Here is a 16,222-nt window from a genome sequence, read left to right as displayed (position 1 = left end):
GGCCTCCCGCAGCCCTTATCAGAGGGGCTGCGGGCGCTACCTTTCGCAGCTCGCTATTCGCTCGGCCCTGCGGCAGCAAAGCTGCCTAGGTCTGCCGCCTATGGCGGCCCTGCTGCAGATCGCTAGTCCATTCGGCCTAAGGCCGTGGCGGCTTCGCCGCCCCATTCTACTGCAAAGGACCTATTTGGTCCCTTGCTTTCGTTTGTTCACACAACACTATTTATGCAACATCATTCTACTTATCATACCGAAAAAGATCCTATCCTTGTTCGTGAATTTGGCCGAAATATGCAAGCCATGATTCTCTACGCCAAAGCTATTGAAGATGCGGAAGAGAGACAGGCCGCTATTGAGCATATTGTTAAACTCATTATCAATATGTATCCCGATCCACAAAGAAGTACTGATGATTATCGCATCAAAATTTGGTCGCATATTCTACAAATTTGCAACTATGAGCTAGATGTCAATATTCCTGAAGAGGTTCCGCGCAAAAAGGAAAAGATCAAACCCGATCCTATCCCCTATCCAGAGAGTAACCTCCGCTATCGTCAATATGGCCGCGGCATTCCTCAAATGATTGAGAAAGCCATAGCGATGGAGGATGAAGAGAAAAAAGCAGAGTTTACCCGAATTATTGCGGCTTTTATGAAGCAGGCCTACAATAAATTCAATCAAGGACATGCCACCAATGAGCTCATTGCTGAGGAGTTAGATCGACTAAGTGAGGGAAAACTCAGTATTTCGCCCAAAACCTATTTGGATTTCCTCAAGCCGAAGTATCGCCGCAATAATTATTATAAGAAGAACAATAACTATAACAACAAAAGGCAATATAACAACCGCCGATAAGGCCAAAGGCCGAAATAGCAAAGGGCCTCGCTAGATCTAGCGAGGCCCTTTTTAGGTCCTACAGGCGGCGAAGCCGCCGCAGGCTGAGGGATGGACAGCAGGGCCGCCGCAGGCGGCAGACCCAGGCGCTGCAAGCGCCGCAGGGCCGAGCGATCAGCGAGCTGCGACACAGCCCGACCCGACCGATAACTCATGAGGGGTTTAGCCCTCATTTTGTATTGCTTCGCAAAGCGATACCGCTTTGCGCTGGCTTTCAACTCGGCGGAAGGGGCAGCCCCAAAAAAGCTTAAAGATCTTCTCCGCCCATAGTTTTCCAGAGGACCTCTGTTTCTAGGTCATCTAGGCCATACATTTTGGCGGTGAGTACATGTAATTCCCAGCGGCCTTCATTGCCTTCCACCTGCCAATCGTGTAGATTTTCTAGGGCGGGGCTATACTCTTTGAATGCTTGTGGGATAGGAAAATGTTCTATTTGGCGACGTAAAACCTTGATAGAATTAAAGAGTCGTTGATAGAGAAAACTAGCCACAGGCGAGTTGAGAAATGCGCAAAGGGCCTTAATAGACAGGCGGCGATCGGGCACAATAAAATTGATACTATTGAGGAGCAAGCTCCCTTTAAAATCGGCTACAACCTTAAGTTCTTTAGAAATAAAGCGGTAGCAAATTTTGGGTTGGCGGTATAGTTGAAGGGGGGCCACCTGCTGCAATTTTGCGGGTTCAAAGCGGATGAACTTGCGGGGGGCATCAAAGGCAAAGGGTTGTAATTCTTTGCCGGTATAAATGGGTTCGAGGCCAGGGCCAGGTTCATTTTGAAGGTGGGCCTTATTATTTCCGGTAACGATTCCCAAGCCAAAAGTGCTATCGCCTTGGGCCAGCGTAAAGAACGGGCGGTCCAAAATCTTTTGAAGAATTTGGAGTTCTGCCTTAGTTTCTAGGGCTGGTGGGCGGAAATAATTTTGGGCGAGGAGTTCAAAGGGGATATCCATAGACTGGCCCTCTCTTTCGAGTTGGAGTTGGCGGTTTCCTCTTTGGAGTTCTAGGCGAATCACGCTAGACATAACCCCTTTAAAGGCTTTACCAAAAAAGCGAATTGCAATTTTGTATTGGCGTTCGAAGAGGATTTCGCGGATGCCTTTATGGGCATCTACATAGAGTAGTGATTCGGGTAAGATAAAAATCAGGCGGCTATCTTGGCGGATGCCGGGTTGGCTTCCTCTTTTGAGCTTGCGTAAGGCGTTAAAAAGGGCGATACTGAAAGACTCTGGGCTTTTGAGTTCGGGATAAGTTTTGCGCAATTCCTTCTTGCGTTTTTTATCCAATTTGGCGCCCCAGGGTGGGTTCGTAATAATATAGTCGAAGCGTTCTTGGGGTTGTTCTTCTAGAACATCCATTACTTCGGTATGGACTAAGTCGTCAATTCGTTGAAAAAAGAGGGCAAAATTCACCTTAGCGATGCGGAGTGCGAGGCTATCTACATCACGGAGGTGGATAAGGGAAGGAGCATGAGCACGGTCCAGCACATGCAGTAAAATAGTTCCTGTTCCGCTACAGGGGTCGAGGACGCTAGCGCTAGCGGGCAGCACGATATCCTCTACTAATTCGGGGGGAGTAAAAAAAGCGCCCAACTTTGCTTTTTCGCTTAGGCTGCGCATAGATTCGTAGATCACCCCCATAAAGTCGGGTTCTTTTTCGGGCACACTAAGGCCGAGTAGATCTCTTTGGAGGGGGGCTAAATTTTTGGGCAGGGTTTGTTCGTCTAGCCAAGTTTGTAGAAAGTGGGTAAACTCTTCTGAGGTAGAGTAGAGTTGGCTATTGGCCCAATCCATTTCGATCAGTTCGGCATCATCTAGGGCTTTGAGCGAGAGGCAGCACATGAGGGCATCCACCGAAAGCTGATGGCGTTCGGAGAGTTGGAGTAGCCATTCGACCAGAAGCTTACTTTCAGCATAGCTTAGGGTTCCGGTTACGATTTGCAATTCGTGTTTATGGCTGCGGTTCACTCTACTTCTCAGTTTGTTTGTGGCTTGTATTTGGCTCATGATTTCCTCTATCGTTCTGGGGCTATATCCTTCTTGGCCCTTTTGGTAATCGGGCAATAATCCGGTTCTAATCCAGTTGCTAATGGTTGAGTTACAGACGCCAAGGGAAGAACTCAACTCTTGTTTGCTAATCAACATAAGTGCTTTTGGCTAAGGCGAGTAAATGTAGACAAGTTTTATAGTTGCGGCTACTACAGGGCATTTTCAGTTGTCGTTCCCAATAGTTGTTGGCTCGTTTTGAGCGGCCGTAGCCATTGGGGTAATAGAGAAATAACATTCCTTTTCGCCACTCCCATTCTTCTACTTCATCGCCGGGCTGTTGCTGCCCCTGATAATCAGCAGATTTGAGAAGACAAAGATAAGATTTTTCTAAGGCCTGTTCTTGAAATGGCCGATTTTCTATAGCAGAAATATAATCTTCTACGGTTCGGGCCAGAACAGCGGGGGCGTCTTGCATTTTGCTTTGGAGCAATTCTTCTAGTTCGGTTTCTAGTGCTTGGGGTGATTTTGCTTCAGTTTTGAGCAAAATATTTCCGGTTTGCAAATAGCTTTTGACGGCTTCATATTTTCCGATTTCGGCTAACCAGCTTTGGAGCAACTTCATTGGAAGTTTGCGTTTGCCGCCGACATTGATTCCTCTTAGAAAGACGATATAGCTCTTCAATGCTTGCTAATTTATTAATTCTCAATTAATTACACAGGTGGCATAACTTTTTTATTATCAGTCAGTTAACTGCGGTCGGCAATATATTAATTGTTTTTTGATTCTACCTAATTTTTTTAGGCCTTTGCTTGAATTTTCTATTTCGGCTGGGCGTTATTTGGCCCAGCGCTGCGCAGCGGTGGCCGTAGGCCAGACCCAGCGGGCGAAGCCCGCGCAGGGCCGAGCAGACCTGCGAGCCGCGCAGCATAGCGGCGGCCGACCTAGGCAAAGCCTAGCCGGCCGCGGGCCCCAAAAAGGGAATAATTTAATCGAGCAGGCGTACAATGAGTCCACCAAATCGACCTTCATGTAGCAGGCAAAGTTGGTTATTGATATAGCAGTGATATTGGCTTCGGCCTTGGTCTCTGTTTAGCACTTCTCCTGTTTCGCTCAGGGTTTCTAGGAGTAAGCCGCCTGTTAGGCCTTGGTTATAGAAGCGAAGGGATTGGCCAAATTCGTTTTTGGCTTTAGTTTGGCATTTTTCGCAAATTCTTTTGGGGTATCGGGGATTATAGGGCATTTCGCTTCCGCAAGTTGGGCAAAATTGTTCAAAGCAATTGGGGGATAAGATGGGATCATAGCAGAGATTTTCCCATTGTTGAAGGAGAAAATAGTCGCTACTGTGTAAGCTTTGGCTGCGGCGGAGTTGGTTCCCTAATTCAACGATCCATTTGCTCAAAGGCAGTGGACGTTCGATATAATCTAGGCAATGATGGCAGGGGCGATAATAGAGGAAAAAGAGGCCTGCGGCGTTCCAGAACCACCAAAAGTCGGTCAAGTTTTCAAATTCTTGGATAGTTTGTCCCTCTTCATCATGCAGTTGTAGTTCGCCTTTTTTAGCCCAGAGTCGAAAAATGGCATTAGCTTCGTCTACATAGCTCAGCAACAACAACTCGGGAGTCTGCGCTATTTTGGCTTGTTGTTTTTGCCAAAGTTCATCTAGATTGAGTTTTCTGAGGGACTCTTTTTGTAGGCGTACCTTACGCAGTTGTTTGAGGAGTAAGCTTTCGGCTTGTTTCTCTTCAAAAGCTAAGCGTTTTCGTTGCGTCAGCAGCTTTTTTTCGGGCAATTCGAAGAGTTCTTCTTTATAATAATCTCCATCTTGGGACCAAATTCGTTGAATTTTCAAAATGAACTGTCCTTTGGGATCTTGCATTTCCTTAGCTTCATAATCAAACAAAGGGCGCCAGTCTTCGGCCTGAAGCAATTCTATTGGGTTGGGGTTTATGAGATAAATCTTGGTGGGTAAGGGACGACTAAGGCCCGCTAGTACAAGAACGCAAAGGCCAGAATGGGCATCAATAAACTCGTCTGCAATCTGCCAGTGTTCATCCTCACTTAAATCGTAGGCCCAATTATTACATTTAGACTTTACTGCATTAGGTGGGTAAGGTGGCTGAGCGATCAGTTCAATCATTTTTTAAAATTTAGCTAGCCTTTTGGAATGGCGGCAATGAGTTCTTGTGTATAAACTTCTTTGGGGGTTTCATAAATTTGTTGACTGCTACCTCTCTCTACAATCTGGCCATTTTGCATTACGATAAGGCGATCGGCCATAAATTTGACCACCGAAAGATCGTGGGAAATAAAGATATAGCTTAGTCCATACTGTTCTTTGAGGTCGAGTAATAAATTAAGGACCTGAGCTTGAACCGATACATCCAAAGCCGAAACGGACTCATCACAAACGATGAGGCGGGGACGCAAGGCCAAGGCTCTGGCAATACAAATTCGCTGTCGTTGCCCACCAGAAAACTCATGAGGATAGCGACTGTATTGATCGGCAGATAAACCGACTTGTTCTAGTAATTCTTCTACTCGTTTTCGACGTTCCAACTTTGAGGGCAAAATACCATGTAATCGCATGGGCTCTTCAATAGCCTGTCCTATTTTTTGCCTAGGATTAAGTGCTGCCAAAGGATCTTGAAAAATAATTTGCATTTGCGGTCGAAGTTTACGCAACTTTTGAGGCGATAGATTTAGTAGGTCATGCCCATCAAAACAGAGTTTGTCCGCTTGACAAGCTTGTAATCGCAATAAGCTACGCCCCAAAGTAGTTTTGCCTGAGCCCGACTCCCCAACTAGGCCTAAAACCTCTCCAGGATAAAGCGAAAAAGAAACGCCATCTACCGCCTTGAGATAGCTCTTTGGCTGCCCAAAAAAATTCCGCTCTTTAGGAAAATAGGTGCTTAGGTTCTCCACCTCCAAAAGCGGCTTTCCTTCTGGCGGCTGATAAACAGGTACAGGCTTAGCCAAAGCCTTTCGGGCAGCTTGGGCCGAGCTATACTTGGGCGCATCTCCCATAAAATCAGGCACTGTGGGCAAGCGATTAAGCCAAGTATCTAAGGGGGGATGACAGGCCAGTAAACTTCGAGTATATGGCGATTTGGGAGACTGGTAAATTTCCTCAATAGGCCCCTCTTCCATTCGTTTTGCCTGATACATCACCAAAACCCGATCCGCAATTTCTGCTAATACGGCCAAATCATGCGTTACAAAAATCACCGCCATATCTAGCTCCTTTTGCAACTGCTTAATAAGTTCGAGAATAGACTTTTGCACGGATACATCTAGGGCCGTAGTCGGTTCATCTGCAATCAATATTTTAGGCCGGCCAGCTAAGGCCATCGCAATCATCACTCGCTGCTTTTGACCACCAGAAAGCTGATGTGGATAAGCCGAAAAAATACGCTCGCTATCCGCTAAACGCACCTTTTCTAACAAAGCCAAAGCTCTAGCCTTCGCTTGCTGAGGATTCTTTTTTTCTTCTCTAGGAATCGCTTCTACTAGCTGCTCACCACAAGACAATACAGGATTAAGCGAACTCATTGGTTCCTGAAAAATCATTGCAATTTCCTTTCCCCTCACTTTGCGCATATCTGCATCCTTAAGCTGCAATAGGTCCAACTCCTGCTCCCCTTTTCGATAAATAATTTGCCCTGAAATATACTGCGCTGCTGGCCGAGCCAAAAGTCGCAAAGCCGCTAAACAACTCACAGATTTTCCAGAGCCCGACTCCCCCACAATTCCCAATAACTCTCCAGAACGCAACTGAAAACTCAGCTGGTCTACTGCCCGAACAGCAGGGCCCTCTCCCTGCTGAAAATCAATCGTCAAGCCTTTATACTCTAACAAAATGGCCATAATATGCAACTAATTTTATTGCTTAACTTACGGTTGTTATCTAAGTTAAACAAACTTATTTTTTAGATTTTTTGGGGCTTTCCCTCCCTTCGGTCGGCCGCCGCTACGCTTCGGGGCTCGCAGGTCTGCTCGGCCCTGCGGGCTTCACTTCGTTCTGCCCTTGGTCTGCGGCTTCGCCGCCCCCCTTCGCATCGCTAAGCCAATATGCCCCAACAAAAAAGGCCAGCCCCACGATAGGACCAGCCAGTTGAATTCTATTTAGGTGTATTCATCACTAACACTTTTTATTGAGGTAACCCAAGACCTTTTTTCTCATAGAACTCTTTAACTTGATGATAGTGCTCATGCCGTTGATTACTCAATATTTTTTTGCCTAAACGATCCATAACCTCTTCCTTACCCAAGCGATAACTCAATAAAAAGAGTTGGAAGTCTTTTAGCTGATGTAAACGGGGTTTCTCTTCATCTTCAGGAAAAGAGAGGAGCAAAGCCTCAGCCTTTTCCAATTCTTGGCCTGTTTTGAGACTACTAAAAGAAAAAATCAATTGCAGTTTGGCATCTTTCGTTTGTAAATCTTCTAAAGCAAATCCTCCCATTTCTTGCATAATGAGTTTATAGTTTCCTTTAGCATATTCATTAACTACAAAAGTCTGATTAACGTCTACAGCATCACCCCGAGTTACAGTATACAAAGGAACAGCCTCTAATGCAGAGAAATATCGGTCCTCTGAAGGAAATAATTGATGCATACCATAACCTAAGCCAAAAACTAAGAATATACTTGCAGCAGCATGCCAAAGCCTAAAATTAGACAAGAAGCGAACTGTTTTAGCAGATGTATTCAACACTACTTTGGGCGCCTCTTCATCCCATTTTTTCATATCGGCAATAAGACTCTCTGCGGCTAAACCATCTAATCCTTGAAAGAGCATTTTATAGTCTTCATACTCCTCTCTAAATTCTGTTTTTGTTAACTGGTGAGCTAATTCACGCTCTTGACTACTCATGGCATGTTTAAGCGCCATTTTTTCTAGTAACTCTAACTTTCTTTCTTCTGTGATCATTTTGGGGAAATTTTTTCTACTAGCATTAGGGGGGCTAGCAGCTAGTGAAGCTTATCCTCAAATGTTCTGGCAATCTCCCTAAGCTGCTTCAAGCAAACAGATTTTCGTTTGCGCGCTACACGCTCATCAGAGTATTCCATAATTTCCACAATTTCAGGAAGCTGATAGTTTTTATAAAAAATAAGGGCAAGCAACTTCTGGCAAGAAGGACTAATTTTTTTAAGTAAACTCCTTACCGCTTTTTTACGATGCTCATCCTCATAATGGTCCAAGACAGAAGTATCGACAACAATAGCCTCATTTTTTTCCCAGAAAACTTCATCTTTTGTTGATGATTTTTCTCTCTTCTTATTGCGAAATTCTTCCTTCCGAAGGAGCTTAGAAACCCCTGCCAGATAAGTACTTATTTTACAATTCAAAGTGGTTAATTTGCCTTTGCGTAGATTATCTACAAAAACGAGAAAAGACTCATGATAAAGCTCATTTACCTGCTCTTCGCTTTGTTGAAAATGCTTACAAGCCCAAGAAATAAATCCGGCTCTATTATCCTGATAGACCTGCTTGATTACTCTGTTGTTCCCAAGCCGAATCTCCTCAAGTGTGTTCTCTAAACTTAGATCTTTAGACATTTATGCCAAAATTTTGGTTTTTGTTACCTCAAAATTCAAAAAAAATTACTCCTTTCTCTTCTCTCTAGCCTCTATAGTCTCAAAACACTCATTATCAATAATCTAAATCAAAGTGTTTTGCACAAAAAGAAAAATCCTTGATGGTAACTCATAAAAATTAAAGGATTATCGTCCCCCACTCTTCGTCCTTTATCTGTTGAAAACAATATAAAAATACTTCAGTCCACTCAAACTCATTAAAAAATGACGCTCTTAAAACGCCTAAATAATAATTTTGGGCTGTTTCCAAGCATTTTTTGACAGCATAGCAGCACTGAGGTAAATTAAGAATTAGCACAGCGCAGCCCCCCCTCAGCACTCAAACAAAGGACAGTTAATTCATTAGAGGCCTTAATACAAAATAGCAAAAACTAAATTTAACTGTTTTTATGGCCTATAAAGGCATATCAGTCGAAAAAAATTCAGTTTCTAATTTCAAATTTTATTTTTGCTTAGAACGTACAGTAAAATACAACCATTAAATACATACATTTCATTTCTTAATCGATATATCTCATGATGAAGCTAAAGCAATGGGCCTTTGCCCTAGGCTTGTTGCTCATGGGAGTAGCCGCCTGCAAAACTTCTACTAAAGTAAAAGGTGGTCTCTCCTCTAATGACGAGCAACAAAATAGCCCAGCCAAAGATACAAGCTCTCCCTTGAGCGGACTGGGCGGTATCTCTGCTAATACCACTACTGTTGAAGAAAAAGCAAGTGGTATGGAAGCAGCCCTTCCCTTTGACGAAAGTATCCGTACCGGCCAGCTCGAAAATGGTATGCGCTACTACCTCCGTAAAAATGCTAAACCCGAAAACCGCATCGAACTGCGCCTAGCTATTGATGCAGGCTCTATGCAAGAGGAAGAGAGCCAAAGAGGCCTAGCCCACTTTGTAGAACATATGTGCTTTAACGGTACCGCCAATTTTAAAAAGAATGAATTGGTCGACTTCCTCGAAAAAACAGGGGTGCGCTTCGGCGCCGACCTTAACGCCTATACCTCTTTCGATGAAACAGTCTATATGCTCCAATTACCTACCGATAAGGAAGGCCTTGTAGATAAAGGACTAGTCGTTATGCAAGATTGGGCCTCTGCCGTTTCTTTCGAAGAAGAAGAAATTGATAAAGAAAGAGGGGTTATCCTCTCTGAATGGAGAACCCGCCTTGGCGCCAACGAACGTATGCGTCAAGTCTACTGGCCCAAACTATTCTACAACTCTCGCTATGCCGATCGTCTGCCTATCGGAACAACGGACGTGATCCAAAACGCTCCCTATGAGCGGCTCACAACCTTCTACAAAGATTGGTACCGCCCCGACCTTATGGCGCTTATCGTTGTTGGCGATATTGACCTTGACGAGATCGAAGCCAAAATCAAAACGAATTTCTCCAAAATGGAGAATCCCGAAAAACCTAAAGCAAAAAAACTCTTCGAGGTCCCCGGACATAAAGAAACTTTCGTCGCTGTAGCTACCGATAAAGAAGCCACTAACGTAAGCTTCCAAATGATCCACAAACATGCCCCAAAAAGCATCAAAACACTGGATGATTTCCGGACCTCTATTACGCACCAACTCTATAATATCATGCTTAATGCTCGCTACGATGAGCTAAGCCAAGACCCCAAAGCCCCCTTCCTCTACGCAGGATCTGGCTACGGAAATTATGTGCGTAATTGCGATGCCTACTTTATCCAAGCTGGCGCCAAAGAAAATAGTATCGAAGAGGCTATCACCCTGGTCCTACGCGAACAAAAACGCGTACTAGAACACGGCTTTACCGATACAGAACTAGAACGCGCTAAAGCCGAATATCTCAATTATGTAGAACAAGCCTACCGCAAACGCGATAAGGTGACCTCTGCCTCTATCGCTGGCGAATGCGTGAGCCACTTCCTCCAAGATGCCCCCCTATTCGGCATCGAAAAGGAACTACAATTGGTTAAGGAGTTTCTCCCTAGCATTAAGCTCAAGGAAATGAACGCCCTGCCCAAAGCTTGGATCACTAAGGAAAACCGTACGGCTATCCTTACTGCCCCCGAAAAAGAAGGCCTCAAAATCCCTACTGAAGACCGCATCCGCGAACTTCTAGCCGAAAGCGAAAAGATTGAAGTAGAAGCCTATAAGGATAAATTCCTCGATCTACCTCTGCTCGAAAAAGTCCCCACCGCAGGTAAGGTGACCACCCAAAAAGAAGTAACCGAAAAAGAACTCAATATCACAGAATGGACCCTCTCTAACGGGGCCAAAGTGATCTTGAAACCTACCGACTTTGAAGGCGACCAAATTATGCTGCAAGCTTATAGCCCTGGTGGACACTCTATCTATGACCTCAAGGATTTCCTTAGCGCCTCTAGCGCCGCCGAATTGGTAGACCGCTCTGGCGTTGGCCAATTTGACCGCATCGCCCTAGAGAAAAAATTGACCGCCAAAACGGTAAGCCTTAGCCCCTATATCAGCGAACTTAGCGAGGGCTTCTCTGGCCGCTCTTCTACCGCCGATTTCGAAACTATGCTCAAATTGCTTTATCTCTACGCTACGCAAAGCCGCCTAGATGAAAAAGCCTATAAAGCTTTCCTCGAAGAAGCTGTAGAACAAAGCCGCAATGCCCTCTCTAACCCTCAACAGTATTTCTTCAACGAATACCAAAAAGCCCTTAGCCAAAATCACCCGCGCCGCCAAGGTATCCTTTCTGAGGAGCAAATCCGCAGCATCGATATGAAACGCGCACACGAGATTTATAAGGAGCGCTTTGCCGATTTTAGCGATTTTACTTTTGTCCTCGTCGGTAACTTTAAACCCGAAGACATTAAAGGACAGGTGGAGCAATATATCGCTAGCCTCCCTAGCACAAACCGCAAAGAGAATTATCGCGATCCTGAGGTGAAATTCCCCACAGAAGGAATGACCAAAAACCTTAAAAAAGGCCTCGCCCCTCAATCCAATGTAATTCTCTCTTTCGCCCAAGAGGTGGAATGGTCTGCCCAAGAAGCCTTTAAATTAGATGCCGCTATTAGCGTCCTTAGCATCATGGTCCGCGAAAACCTACGCGAAGATAAAGGTGGCGTGTATAGCCCATTCGTCGGCGGTGGCATGAGCCGCGAACCCAACGGAAGTAGCCAAATTATTGTCTTCTTCCAATGCGCCCCCGAAGATGTGGAGGTCCTTGTAGAAGCCGTTAAAGAAGAAGTAGCCAAACTCCAAAAAGATGGCCCCTCTGAGGAAAATCTCGAAAAGGTCCGCGAAACTAAACGCCGCGGCCTAGAAACTAACCTTAAAGAGAACCGCTTCTGGCTCGGTCAACTACTCAATAAGTACCGCTTCAATGAAAACCCCTTGAGCATTTTCAATAAAGAAAAAATGATCGAGGAACTCAAAGCAGAGGATATCAAAAAGGCCATTAACCAATATGCCGATATCGAAAAAGCACTGATCCTGACCATCAAACCCGAAAAAGAAAGCGTTCCAGAACGCCCTTAATCTTTTTTATTCCTACTTTACACTAAAGGTCTAACCCAGAGAGGGGTTAGACCTTTTTCTATAACACCCCAATCCTATTCTAAAACTTAACCCACCTATTTATGCAGCTGATTATCTATGGATGTGGCCGATTTGCCGCCTATGCCGCCTATGTCTTCCAACTAGATAGCCCCTACCAGCCTATTGCCCACTGTATCGAACAAAAATATCTAACCAAGGCAAAAGCAGATTACCCCATTATCCCCCTAGAAGAACTCCAACAGTCCTACCCCCCTACAACAACCGCCCTATTTATCGCTGTTGGCAATATCAAAGAACGAAAACGACTCTTCCTCTACTTTAAAGAAAAAGGCTACACTTTAGCCAGCTATTGCTCCTCTAAAGCCGACTTCTGGCCCAATCTCCAACTAGGCGAAAATGTCTTTGTCGGAGAAGGATCGGTCCTCCAACCCTTTACCCAATTAGCCGATAATTGTATCCTCTTCGGGGCCAGACTAGGCCACCACTGCCAAATCCAAGCCCACTCTCTCCTTAGCGGATCTACCCTAGCAGGCAATGTTGTCGTGGGCCAATGCTCTTTCCTCGGCCTCCAATCCGCTGTCCAACAAAATATCCAAATCGGCCAATACAATATTATCGGTATGGGCGCTATCATTACCCAAAACACTCCCGACTATGCCATCTATCAAGCCCCTCCTAGCCAAAAAAGAAACTTGCATAGCTCCAAATTAAAAGGCTTTCTCTAAGCTTATTTTCAAAATGATACTGTTTTGGGGCCTCCGCTGCGGCTTCGCCTTGCGGCGCTACGTTCCGCAGCTCGCTATTACTTGCTTTGCTGCGTCGGCTCCCTTTGGTCGGGTCACTCGGCCCTTCGCCGCCTAGGGCGGCTTGGTCTGGCCCTACGGGCCACTGCTGCACATCGCTAGGCCGATACTGTGGGTTGAAACCCACAGCAAGGATGCTATTGCTTCGCAATATTTTTATAGAATGAGGGTTAAAACCCTCATTGATTTAAATCTTTTGGCTTTAGAACTGTCTGTTTTCCTCTACGTATATGGGCTGAAGGTTTTAACCTTCGGCCTATTTCATTAGGTCTAGCATGGCCTCCCTTTTTGCTGTGGGTTTCAACCCACAGGCCAATATGATATAAATTTCACCCCTAGGGCCAAGGCCCTAGGCTATTAAATCTATCATCCCCTCCTCCGAGGGGATTCGTCTTTCCTCCTGAGCTTGAACAGTTAAGCGAGCAAGATCTTTAACGACCAACTATTCGCTTGCTCTTCAAACATAGACTTAGTACCTAAGGGCCAAGAAACAAAATTACGTCTGGGCCCAATTAACCAATAGAGCCAAACAAAAAGCCCCCTCCTTCGAGGGGGCGAATATGACTATTAGCCTAGGGGCTTACCCCTAGGGTAAAATGACAAGGGCTTAAATACAACTGCCTCCAATATTTCGCTGCTAAGCGAGCTTAGTTAATTTGTAGTAGGTCAAGTCCAGAAAAAAAGATAGAGCCTTAGACAGCTCCCCCTAGCTAAATGTATCGATGCAGATTAGATCTGGGGGTTTTCCAGTAGCTAGGCGGCTGCAAACAGCTGTTTAGGGCAAGGGAAAAAGATGAGCGGCCCAGCGCTGCGGAGGGGTGGCGCGCAGCGCCAGACCGAGCTGGCGAAGCCAGCGAAGGGCCGAACAGCCCTGTGAGCCCCACAGCATAGCGGCGGCCGCCGTTTTCTAGAAAAGGCGGCCGCGGGCCCCAAATAATTAGGATAAAAAACGATCTTGCCAATCAGGTTTGGGCAGCATACAGCTTTCTTTTTGGCCAAACCAACGATAGCGATTTTTGGAAATCCAGTAGTAGACAGGATCTCGCAAAAAGCGAGGCAGCCACAAAAAAACGCCAAAGAGCGGCCAGGGAAAAGGCAGCAGGCAGAGCAGGCGCAGAGCAGCCGTAGAGCCCAAATAGGCTTGGCCATTGTCTAGTAGCACCAGCGATTTAAAATCGCTTTTGGCCAGTTGGTGTTGGGCCAAAAGCGCTTGCCCAACCTCCGATTGTAAGGCCGCAAAATGGACCCGTCCTTTGGGGTCTCGGCGCAAGACAAACTGCACGCTTTTCTCGCAAAGTTGGCAAACCCCATCAAAAAGTAAAATGGCTTTAGTATCCTTTGGCATCTAAGAAATGTTTCCAGTCGGCAAATTGCTTGGCGGTCAGTACCCTTGGAAATTTGGACTGTCCGTCAATGCGTTTTTGCTGCCCCCACCATTCCCAAAACAGGGCATTAGGCAAGAGGCGCAGCTTCACCTTCTTCAACAAATTATCTTCTCTTTCGGTTTTGTAGTCATCGTTTAGGGCAGCCAGATATTGGTCCAGTTGCTGCGCCAGTAGCTCTTCGGACAAGCCTGCTAGAGGGGCCGTTTGCCCCAGGAACCAATGATGTTCAAAATGGTTACCTACCTTGACTGCTTGCAGATGAAACTCGCCAAATTGCAGGCCTGTTTGTTGTTCGCAAAGGGCCAGGGCGGCATTCATATTATCAATAGAGAGGTGTTCGCCGCAGATGCTCACAAAATGCTTAATGCGGCCCGTGATGCGGATTTCGGCTCGTTCTTTATTGAGTAAGCGGACCGTATCGCCCAGTAAATAGCGCCAAGCGCCTGAGCAAGTGCTAAGGACCAGTGCATACTCCTTGCCCTCCTTCAGCTCGCCAATATGCAGGGCTTTGGCTTGAGGCAGCAGCTGCCCTGTAGGGCTAAAGTTATCGGCATTAAAGGGGACAAACTCAAAGAAAATCCCATTGTTTAGGATCAGTTCTAGGGGCATTACCTCATCATCGATGCGGGTTTGGCAGGCCAAGCTGCCCTCCGAAGTATTATAGGTATCTAGGGTGTGTACATTGCCGCCAATCAGCTCCTTAAAGCGTTGTCGGTAAGGCGAAAAGGCGATACCGCCAGAGACATAAATCTTGAGATTGGGCCAAATATCAATAATTTGATCGGCCTTTTGGACCGCCAGCACTCGTTCGAGCATCATTTGCACCCAAGAGGGAATACCTGCAATTACGCTTAGGTCCCATTTATGGGCTTGTTCGGCAATAGCAGAAACTCGTTCCTCCCAATTGGGGAGTTTAATAATTTTGGCGCCAGGTTTATAGAAGCCGCGGAACCAACTTGGCATTTGGGTCGCATTGATCCCCGAAATATCGCCTAACCAATGTTGGCCTTGTTTGCGCAAGGTTGTGCTACTGCCCATAATAAGGAAGTCTCGACCATAGAAATCGGGTCCCAATTCCCATTGCGTAGAGTGGGCAAACATAAACTTAGTGCTGCGTTTCATGGCGCCCAGCATCGCCTTGCTGACGGGAATCTGTTTGCTAGGGCTACCCGAGGTACCTGAGCTTTGGGCAAAATAGCGGATTTGTCCAGGCCAGACCACATTAGCTTCATCCTCTAGCAGGCGATGCCACCAGTTGCTGTACATCTGCTCATAGTCCATAATAGGCACCATTTCCTGATAAGCCTTAATAGGATCCAGCGCGGCGCGGATTTGCGCAAATTGATAGCGTTTACCAAAAGCCGTCTGCTGGGCCATTTGCAATAAAAACAGCAGACTCTGCTGCTGCAAACTTTTAGGAGTTTGCTGCCGCTGAGAGGCTGAGCGCAGATGCCACATCAGCCCCCGTTTAAATAGTTGTCCCTTTATTTTTGACATAAATCGGGGGAGTTTATTTACTTTGATATAAAACTTTGCTATAGCCACTAATGCTTTAGCTAAAGCCCTTTAAAGACTAAACAGTTGTACAAAATAAAAAAGCAAATCTTATAATGAAAATTTTAATGCTTTGTCTAGGCAATATATGCCGCTCTCCGCTAGCAGAAGGCATTCTGCGCAAAAAAGTCCAGGATTTAAATTTAGACTGGAGCATTGATTCTGCGGGAACCTCGGCCTATCATGCTGGGGAAGCCCCTGATCCTCGCTCTCAGGCGGTAGCGTTGGCGCATGGAATCGACCTCAGCCAACAGCGATCTAGAGCCCTAAAACCCAAAGATTTTGCTATCTTTGACCTTATTCTGGCTATGGACAGCCAAAATTACCAAGATGCCCGAAAAATGGCCCAAGGAGAAGAGCAAAAAGCAAAAGTACAGCTCATTATGAACTTCGAACGGCCCAATTTCAACCAAGCTGTTCCCGATCCTTATTGGGATGACAATGGCTTTGAGTTGGTCTATAAAATGTTGGATCGTGCCTGCGAGGCGCTCATTCAGCAACTGACCTAGG

12 protein-coding genes are annotated in these 16,222 nt (G+C 45.8%); 4 read left to right on the top strand and 8 right to left on the bottom strand.

What is annotated here, in order from left to right:
• Positions 1-222 precede the first annotated feature (222 nt).
• Positions 223-852, top strand: a complete 630-nt coding sequence (locus PPO43_RS08695) for a DUF4290 domain-containing protein (RefSeq protein ID WP_272616910.1) — start codon at positions 223-225, stop codon at positions 850-852.
• 286 nt (positions 853-1,138) lie between these two features.
• On the opposite strand, the gene PPO43_RS08690 is transcribed toward PPO43_RS08695, so the two are convergent.
• The 6 genes from PPO43_RS08690 to PPO43_RS08665 all read right to left on the bottom strand — a co-directional run bounded on the left by PPO43_RS08690 (position 1,139) and on the right by PPO43_RS08665 (position 8,433).
• Positions 1,139-3,031 carry a TaqI-like C-terminal specificity domain-containing protein gene (locus PPO43_RS08690; RefSeq protein WP_272616908.1) on the bottom strand — a complete coding sequence of 631 codons (1,893 nt, stop codon included), beginning with the start codon at positions 3,029-3,031 and terminating at the stop codon, positions 1,139-1,141.
• Positions 3,021-3,557, bottom strand: coding sequence for a DUF1697 domain-containing protein (locus PPO43_RS08685; protein ID WP_272616906.1), 537 nt, complete (start codon positions 3,555-3,557; stop codon positions 3,021-3,023). Before PPO43_RS08685 ends, PPO43_RS08690 begins: the two co-directional genes overlap by 11 nt.
• A gap of 304 nt (positions 3,558-3,861) precedes the next feature.
• Positions 3,862-5,013 (bottom strand): hypothetical protein, encoded by a 1,152-nt coding sequence (locus tag PPO43_RS08680; protein WP_272616904.1) that lies wholly within the window; start codon positions 5,011-5,013, stop codon positions 3,862-3,864.
• A gap of 14 nt (positions 5,014-5,027) precedes the next feature.
• Entirely contained in the window at positions 5,028-6,740 is a 1,713-nt protein-coding gene (locus tag PPO43_RS08675) for an ABC transporter ATP-binding protein (protein WP_272616902.1), read from the bottom strand.
• 284 nt (positions 6,741-7,024) lie between these two features.
• Positions 7,025-7,804 (bottom strand): hypothetical protein, encoded by a 780-nt coding sequence (locus PPO43_RS08670; protein WP_272616900.1) that lies wholly within the window; start codon positions 7,802-7,804, stop codon positions 7,025-7,027.
• Between the two features lie 41 nt (positions 7,805-7,845).
• Complete coding sequence (locus tag PPO43_RS08665; RefSeq protein WP_272616898.1) at positions 7,846-8,433, bottom strand: RNA polymerase sigma factor; 588 nt, start codon at positions 8,431-8,433, stop codon at positions 7,846-7,848.
• Positions 8,434-8,988: 555 nt separating this feature from the next.
• On the opposite strand from PPO43_RS08665, the gene PPO43_RS08660 reads away from it, so the two are divergent.
• Together PPO43_RS08660 and PPO43_RS08655 are read left to right on the top strand one after the other, a co-directional pair.
• Complete coding sequence (locus tag PPO43_RS08660) at positions 8,989-11,949, top strand: M16 family metallopeptidase (RefSeq protein ID WP_272616896.1); 2,961 nt, start codon at positions 8,989-8,991, stop codon at positions 11,947-11,949.
• A 101-nt stretch (positions 11,950-12,050) separates the two neighbouring features.
• A complete protein-coding gene (locus tag PPO43_RS08655; RefSeq protein WP_272616894.1) occupies positions 12,051-12,695 on the top strand; it encodes an acetyltransferase in 645 nt (214 codons plus the stop codon).
• A gap of 1,015 nt (positions 12,696-13,710) precedes the next feature.
• Here the strand turns inward: PPO43_RS08655 and PPO43_RS08650 are convergent.
• Positions 13,711-14,118 (bottom strand): thiol-disulfide oxidoreductase DCC family protein, encoded by a 408-nt coding sequence (locus tag PPO43_RS08650; RefSeq protein WP_272616892.1) that lies wholly within the window; start codon positions 14,116-14,118, stop codon positions 13,711-13,713.
• Positions 14,102-15,655 carry a GH3 family domain-containing protein gene (locus tag PPO43_RS08645; protein WP_272616890.1) on the bottom strand — a complete coding sequence of 518 codons (1,554 nt, stop codon included), beginning with the start codon at positions 15,653-15,655 and terminating at the stop codon, positions 14,102-14,104. Before PPO43_RS08645 ends, PPO43_RS08650 begins: the two co-directional genes overlap by 17 nt.
• A gap of 113 nt (positions 15,656-15,768) precedes the next feature.
• Here PPO43_RS08645 and PPO43_RS08640 point away from each other — a divergent pair, with 113 nt between their 5' ends.
• Entirely contained in the window at positions 15,769-16,221 is a 453-nt protein-coding gene (locus PPO43_RS08640) for a low molecular weight protein-tyrosine-phosphatase (RefSeq protein ID WP_272616888.1), read from the top strand.
• The last annotated feature ends 1 nt before the right edge of the window (position 16,222 follow it).

Origin of the sequence: Saprospira sp. CCB-QB6 (genome assembly GCF_028464065.1) — a bacterium.
In the GTDB taxonomy this organism is placed as follows: domain Bacteria; phylum Bacteroidota; class Bacteroidia; order Chitinophagales; family Saprospiraceae; genus Saprospira.
The sequence above is the reverse complement of the archived record's forward strand: the minus strand, read 5'-3'. Positions and strand labels throughout refer to the sequence as shown.

Bases quoted from the DNA above. Each gene is read 5' to 3' on its own strand.
- PPO43_RS08695 (WP_272616910.1), top strand. From the start codon at position 223: ATGCAACATCATTCTACTTATCATACCGAAAAAGATCCTATCCTTGTT.
- PPO43_RS08690 (WP_272616908.1), bottom strand. From the start codon at position 3,031: ATGTTGATTAGCAAACAAGAGTTGAGTTCTTCCCTTGGCGTCTGTAAC.
- PPO43_RS08680 (WP_272616904.1), bottom strand. From the start codon at position 5,013: ATGATTGAACTGATCGCTCAGCCACCTTACCCACCTAATGCAGTAAAG.
- PPO43_RS08675 (WP_272616902.1), bottom strand. From the start codon at position 6,740: ATGGCCATTTTGTTAGAGTATAAAGGCTTGACGATTGATTTTCAGCAG.
- PPO43_RS08670 (WP_272616900.1), bottom strand. From the start codon at position 7,804: ATGATCACAGAAGAAAGAAAGTTAGAGTTACTAGAAAAAATGGCGCTT.
- PPO43_RS08665 (WP_272616898.1), bottom strand. From the start codon at position 8,433: ATGTCTAAAGATCTAAGTTTAGAGAACACACTTGAGGAGATTCGGCTT.
- PPO43_RS08660 (WP_272616896.1), top strand. From the start codon at position 8,989: ATGATGAAGCTAAAGCAATGGGCCTTTGCCCTAGGCTTGTTGCTCATG.
- PPO43_RS08655 (WP_272616894.1), top strand. From the start codon at position 12,051: ATGCAGCTGATTATCTATGGATGTGGCCGATTTGCCGCCTATGCCGCC.
- PPO43_RS08650 (WP_272616892.1), bottom strand. From the start codon at position 14,118: ATGCCAAAGGATACTAAAGCCATTTTACTTTTTGATGGGGTTTGCCAA.
- PPO43_RS08645 (WP_272616890.1), bottom strand. From the start codon at position 15,655: ATGTCAAAAATAAAGGGACAACTATTTAAACGGGGGCTGATGTGGCAT.
- PPO43_RS08640 (WP_272616888.1), top strand. From the start codon at position 15,769: ATGAAAATTTTAATGCTTTGTCTAGGCAATATATGCCGCTCTCCGCTA.